Genomic DNA, 6,616 nt, shown 5'->3' with positions numbered 1-6,616 from the left:
GGGGCATACGAGATAGGCTCCGGTCTCGTGGGCTCGGAGATGTGTATAAGGGACATGCCCCGGGCGCTCACCCTGCCGGCGCTTGTCGCCGAGTTGCGTACCGCCATCACCGACCCGGCCGCGCCGGCGAGCCGGCGGCGCGCGGCGGCGGCCGAACTGGCCCGCCTCGCCGCCGCCGGTGTGCCCGGCGCGCACCCGGACGACTGGTGGGGCCTGCGCGCGCTCTCCGACGACCGGCCGCTCGTCGACGACGGCGAGGCGGTACGCGTCACCCCGTCGGCGATGGAGAGCGCGCTGCGGTGCAGCCTGCGCTGGCTGCTGGAACGGCACGGCGGCAGCGGCCCGACCAGCACCGCGCAGGGCGTGGGCAACCTGGTGCACGCCGCCGCGATGCTCGCCGAGGACGCCAGCGCCGACCGGGGCGCGCTGCTTGACTACGTGGCCGCCCGGTTCGACGCGATCGAGCTGGCCGCCCGCTGGATGGCCGGCCCGGAACGGGAACGCGCCGAGGCGATGGTCGACAAGCTGCTGCGCTGGCTGGCCACCAACCCGCGCCGACTGCTCGCCATCGAGCACGAGTTCGCCGTCCGGCTGGACGACCCGCACCGCCCGGTCGATCTGACCGGACGGGTCGACCGGCTGGAGGTCGACGAGGCCGGCCGGCTCGTGGTGATCGACCTGAAGACCGGAAAGTCCACCGCGGTCACCGGCAGCGAGCTTGCCGAGCACCCGCAGCTCGGCGCCTACCAGGCGGCGGTGGAGGCGGGGGCGTTCGCCGAGTTCGGCGACGAGTCCGGAGGCGCCGCGCTGGTGCAGCTCGGCACGTCCGCGAAGGACGCCCGGGAGCAGAACCAGCCGGCGGCCGGCGAGGGCCCGGCGGCCGGCTGGGCGACCGCGCTGGTGCGGCGCACCGCCGATACGATGGCCGCTGCCACCTTCGCCGCGGTGGCCAATTCCAAGTGCCGGGTCTGCCCGGTGCGCACCAGCTGCCCGGTCTCCGGGCAGGGGCGCCAGGTCGTCGAGCCGCCGACCACCCGGAGCACCCACGAGGGCGAGGAGTGAGCCGGTGCGGGGAGCCGAGGCGACACCGTGACCCAGCCCACCCTGTTCGGCGCCGGCCCCGCGCCGACGCCCAGGCTCGCCGACTCAGGCCCCCGGTACACGCCGGTGGAGCTGGCGAAACTTCTGCGGCTGCCGGCGCCCACCCGGGAACAGGCCGCGATCATCGCCGCCCCGGTGGAGCCGCTGCTGGTGGTGGCCGGTGCCGGCTCCGGCAAGACCGAGACGATGGCCGCCCGGGTGGTCTGGCTGGTCGCCAACTCGTACGTGCGGCCGGAGCAGATCCTCGGACTGACCTTCACCCGTAAGGCCGCCGGTGAGCTGGCGCACCGGGTCCGTACACGGCTCGACCAGCTGATCCGCCGCCTCGGCCGGCAGGGCCGCGACCCGCTGGACGACCCGCTCGCCGGCGAGCCCACCGTCTCCACCTACCACTCGTACGCCGGGCGGATCGTCACCGAGCACGGGTTGCGGGCCGGCTACGAGCCGTCCACCCGGCTGCTCACCGAGGCGTCCCGCTGGCAGTTGGTCGACCTGCTGGTGCGCAACTACGACGGTGACATGTCCGAGGTGGACCGGATGCCGAGCACCATCACCGACGCGGTGCTGGCGCTCGCCGGGGAGTTGGACGAGCACCTGGTCGCCCCGGACGAGCTGGCGGCCTGGACGGGCCGGTTCTTCGCCGAGGTGCAGTCGCGCCCGGGGCGGGTGTACGCCGACGTGCGCAAGGCGCTCGCCCTGCAACAGACCCGGCTGCGTCTGCTGCCGCTGGTGCGGGCGTACGCCCGGCGCAAGCTGGACTTCGAGGCGATGGACTTCGCCGACCAGCTCGCCCGGGCGGCGCGGGTGGCCCGGGACCACCCGGCGGTCGGCGAGATCGAGCGCGACCGGTTCCGGGCGGTGCTGCTCGACGAGTACCAGGACACCAGCCACGCCCAGGTGGTGCTGCTCAACGCGTTGTTCGGTGGCGGGCACCCGGTGACGGCGGTGGGTGATCCGTGCCAGTCCATCTACGGCTGGCGGGGGGCCAGCGCGGGCACCCTTGACCGGTTCCCCACCGAGTTCGCGCGGTCCGACGGGCAGCCCGCGCGGGCGCTGGGGCTCACCACGAGCTGGCGCAACCGCCCCGAGATCCTCCGGGTGGCGAACGCGCTGTCCACCCCGCTGCGCGCGGCCGGCGCCCGGGTGCCGGAGCTGCGCTCGGCGCTGACCGTCCTGGACCCGATCCCGCACCGCAGCCCCGGCGGGGCGGCCGGCGGCACGGTGCACTGCGCGCTGCTGCCCACGTACGCCGACGAGGCGGCCTGGATCGCCGACAGCGTGCTCGCGGCCTGGCGCGGCGCGGCCCGGATGCCCGGCGCGGCCCCCGAGCACATCCCGGTGGCGCAGCGCCCGACGACTGCCGTGCTGGTCCGGGTCCGCAGCCAGATCCCGGCGATCGAATCGGCGCTGCGGGAGCGTGGCCTGCCGGTGGAGGTGGTCGGGCTGGGTGGCCTGCTGGACACTCCCGAGGTCCGCGACGTGGTGTGCACGCTGCGGGTGCTGGCCGACCCGACCGACGGCGCCGCGCTGCTGCGGCTGCTCACCGGCGCCCGCTGGCGGATCGGGCCACGGGATCTGGTGGCGCTGCACCGGAGGGCCCGGGCCATCGCCAACGCCCGCCGGCAGGTGGCCGCCGACGAGACCTCGGAGATCACGCCAGACCTGCTGGACGAGGCGACCCTGGTGGAGGCGCTGGCCGATCTGGGGCCGGCGCAGGCGTACTCGGCGGAGGGGTTCGCGCGGCTGCGCGCGTACGGCATGGAGCTGGCGCTGCTGCGCTACCGGCTGGACCAGGCGCTACCGGACCTGATCGCGGACATCGAGCGGACCATCGGCCTGGATGTGGAGGTGGCGGTGCGTGCCGGCCGGGACGGCGCCGGCGACGCCGGCCTGGCCCGGGGCCACCTGGACGCGCTCGGTGACGTGGCGGCCCGCTTCAGCGGCGAGACCCCGGGCGCCACCCTGTCCGGCTTCCTGTCCTACCTGGCCGCCGCCGAGGACGAGGAACGCGGCCTGACCCCCGGCGAGGTCGAGGTGGTCGAGGGCGCGGTGCAGGTGGTCACCGCGCACGCCGCGAAGGGCCTGGAGTGGGACGTGGTGGCGGTCGCCGGGCTGTGCCGCGGGTCGTGGCCGGGGCCGGCGCGCAACTCCGATCACTGGCTGGGCGGGCTGGGTGTGCTGCCATTCCCGCTGCGCGGCGACGCCGACGGGCTGCCGGAGCTGCAGCTCGACGAGGCGGGAGACCAGCGGGCCGTGGCCCGGGCGGTCACCGACTTCACCGACGCCTGGCGGGCGCACGACGAGCGGGAGGAACGCCGGCTGACGTACGTGGCGGTCACCCGCCCGCGCCGGCTGCTGCTCTGCTCGGGCTACTGGTGGGGGGAGGGCACGAAGCGGCCGCGCGGCCCGTCGGTCTTCCTGCGCGAGGTGTACGACGCCTGCCTGGACGGCGGCCCGGGGCACCTGGTCGACGGGTGGGCGCCCGAGCCCACCCCGGACGCCACGAACCCGACGGCCGAGGTGGTGCTCCGCGCGGAGTGGCCGGCCGACCCGTTGGGCGGCCGACGGCCGGCGCTGGCCGAGGCGGCAGGGCTGGTCCGCCGCCTGATGACCGACGGCCCGGCCGAGGTGGTGGTCGCCGGAGGGCCGGAGGTGGATCCGGAGGTGGCGCGCTGGCGGCGCGAGGCCGACCTGCTGCTGGCCGAGCGGGCCGAGTTGACCCGGCTCTCCGGCGCGGTCGAGGTGGCCCTGCCGGGCCAGTTGAGCGTCACCCAGCTCGTCGCGTTGCGCAACGATCCGGCGGCGCTGGCGCGTACGCTGCGCCGTCCGGTGCCCGCCGAACCCAACCCGTACGCCCGTCGGGGCACCGCCTTCCACGCGTGGCTGGAGCAGCGCTTCGGCGCCGACCGGCTGCTCGATCTGGACGAGCTGCCCGGCGCGGCGGACGCGGACGCGGCACCGGACGAGGCGCTGGTCGAGCTTCAGGAGCGCTTCCTGGCCAGCGAGTGGGCCGACCGGGCGCCGGTGGAGGTGGAGGTGCCGTTCGCCACGGTGATCGCCGGGGTGGTGGTCCGGGGCCGGATGGATGCGGTCTTCGCCCGGCCGGGTGGTCGCTTCGACGTGGTCGACTGGAAGACGGGTCGGCAGCCCACCGGGCCGGCGGCGCAGGTGGCGGCGGTGCAGTTGGCCGTGTACAGACTGGCCTGGGCGGAACTGGCCGGGGTGCCGGTCGACCGGGTGGGCGCGGCGTTCCACTACGTCCGGGACGGGGTGACGGTGCGCCCCACCGACCTGCTCGACGTGACCGGGCTCACCGCCATGATCGCCCAGTTGCCCGAAGATTCTGCCCACTCTTGACCACCGCGGGGAGAACCGTGGTAGGTTGATCGGGTTGCAGTTTTGGTTACCAGAGACTCTGTGTGCGCCTGGCGGGATTGTGGCCCCAGGCGCTCTTTGTTGTGTCCGGAGTTCTCCGGGCGGGGCGACCAGAAGCGACAGGCGATTCGCGCATCCCCGCGCGGAGCGCTCCTCTTCGGGCGTGCAACAAGTGCGCGTCCGACGTTCCGTCAAGGAGACGAAACACATGGCTATTGGCACCGTGAAGTGGTTCAACGCTGACAAGGGCTTCGGCTTCATCACCCCGGACGGCGGCGGCGCTGACGTCTTCGCCCACTTCTCGGCGATCCAGTCCTCCGGCTACCGGAGCCTGGACGAGAACCAGCGGGTCGAGTTCGAGGTGACCCAGGGCCAGAAGGGCCCGCAGGCGGAGAACATCCGCCCGCTCTGATCTTCGGATCGGTCAGCATTACCTGTCGCGCCCTCCGGGTGTGACGGTGACGGGACCGGCCCGCCCCGCCGCCGCCTGCTTACGCAGGCGGCGGCCCGGCGGCGGGCCGGCCTGTACTCCAATCGGTTCGTGCTTGTGAGTCCTGGCTGCCTCCGGCTGCCGGTGACAGCGCCGACATCGGCGCCCTTCCTCGACACGTGCCGCGTCGAGGAAGGCTTCCGCATGACCACAGTTATTCCGTCGTTCGCTCATACCGGTCTGGCGCCGGCGCTGCTCACCGCGCTGACCGCGCAGGGCATCACCGAGCCGTTCCCGATCCAGTCGGCGACGCTGCCCGACTCGCTCGCCGGCCGCGACGTGCTCGGCCGGGGCCGCACCGGCTCCGGCAAGACCCTCGCCTTCGGGCTTCCGCTGCTCTCCCGCACCGCCGGCCACAAGGCCCGCCCGGGTCGTCCGCTGGCCCTGGTGCTGGTGCCGACCCGTGAGCTGGCCCAGCAGGTCACCACCGCGCTTGCCCCGTACGCCCGCGCTGTCGGGTTGCGCTGCGCCACAGTCGTCGGCGGGCTGTCGTTGCAGCGCCAGGCGGACGCGCTCCGTGCCGGCGCCGAGGTTGTCGTGGCGACCCCCGGCCGGCTGCACGATCTGATCAACCGTGGCGACGCCCGGCTCGACCAGGTCGAGATCACCGTGCTGGACGAGGCCGACCAGATGGCCGACATGGGCTTCCTGCCGCAGGTGACCAAGCTGCTGGAGCAGGTCGCGCCGCAGGGGCAGCGGATGCTCTTCTCCGCCACCCTGGACGGTGGCGTGGACCGGCTGGTCCGCCGCTTCCTGAACAACCCGGTGACCCACTCGGTCGACCCGGGCACCGCCACGGTCACCGCGATGACCCACCACGTGCTGCACGTCGACGCTGTCGACAAGCCCGACGCGCTGACCCGGATCGCCGCCCGCGAGGGCCGCACCATCCTGTTCATGGGCACCAAGCACCGCGCCGACCGGCTCGCACGCCAGTTGCTCTCCAAGGGTGTACGCGCGGCCGCGCTGCACGGCGGCAAGTCCCAGCCGCAGCGCACCCGGATCCTGGAGCAGTTCCGCAACGGTCAGGTGACCGCCCTGGTCGCCACCGACGTGGCGGCCCGGGGCATCCACGTGGACGGCCTGGACATGGTGGTCAACGTGGACCCGCCGACCGAGGCGAAGGACTACCTGCACCGGGGTGGGCGTACCGCCCGGGCCGGCGAGTCCGGCAGCGTGGTCACCCTGGTCCTGCCCGAGCAGCGCCGGGACGTGTCCCGGTTGATGGCCATCGCCGGCATCCGGCCGGAGTCGGTCCAGGTGCGCCAGGGCGACGGGGCGTTGGCCCGGGTGACAGGTGCCCGCGAGCCGTCCGGTGTGCCGGTGACAATCGCCGCGCCGCCGGTGGCGGCTGGTCGGGTACGCGCCTCCGGTGGCTCGACCACCGACGGTGCCGCCCGGCCCGCGCACCGCGCGTCGGGTCGGTCCCGCCGTCCGCGCCGCCCCCGTACCGTCTGATCTCCCGCACTCCGACCGACCCGTTCCGCTTCGGCGGGGCGGGTCGGTTTCGTCTGCGGGGTCTGCCGGCCATCGGTGCCTCTGAGTCGGCATTCAGCCTCGGCTTGGTCAGCTGGCCGACTGTGCCCGCGCCCCGGGTGGTCGAAGCTGGCCAGCGGGGGGAGCCGGGCGGGGGGCCCGGCACGGGAGGGG

General features: G+C 74.5%; 4 protein-coding genes. All 4 read left to right on the top strand.

Translation table 11 applies throughout. The features are described from left to right. Positions 1-1,062 (top strand): RecB family exonuclease (locus tag FHG89_RS17430; protein ID WP_139585444.1); only part of this gene is annotated, 1,062 nt, incomplete at its 5' end. 27 nt (positions 1,063-1,089) lie between these two features. Next, positions 1,090-4,458, top strand: a complete 3,369-nt coding sequence (locus FHG89_RS17425; protein WP_139585443.1) for an ATP-dependent helicase — start codon at positions 1,090-1,092, stop codon at positions 4,456-4,458. Between the two features lie 226 nt (positions 4,459-4,684). Further along, the gene (cspE, locus tag FHG89_RS17420) at positions 4,685-4,888 is read left to right on the top strand and encodes a transcription antiterminator/RNA stability regulator CspE (RefSeq protein WP_007464836.1); all 204 of its coding nucleotides are present in this window, start codon (positions 4,685-4,687) and stop codon (positions 4,886-4,888) included. Between the two features lie 222 nt (positions 4,889-5,110). Next, entirely contained in the window at positions 5,111-6,424 is a 1,314-nt protein-coding gene (locus tag FHG89_RS17415) for a DEAD/DEAH box helicase (RefSeq protein WP_139585442.1), read from the top strand. Positions 6,425-6,616: the final 192 nt, after the last annotated feature.

This window comes from Micromonospora orduensis (genome assembly GCF_006228125.1).
Lineage (GTDB): Bacteria > Actinomycetota > Actinomycetes > Mycobacteriales > Micromonosporaceae > Micromonospora > Micromonospora orduensis.
This window is presented reverse-complemented; position numbering and strand designations above follow the sequence as displayed.

What these genes read in the sequence shown, in the direction of transcription:
- cspE (WP_007464836.1), top strand. Translation starts at nt 4,685, where the DNA reads ATGGCTATTGGCACCGTGAAGTGGTTCAACGCTGACAAGGGCTTCGGC.
- FHG89_RS17415 (WP_139585442.1), top strand. Translation starts at nt 5,111, where the DNA reads ATGACCACAGTTATTCCGTCGTTCGCTCATACCGGTCTGGCGCCGGCG.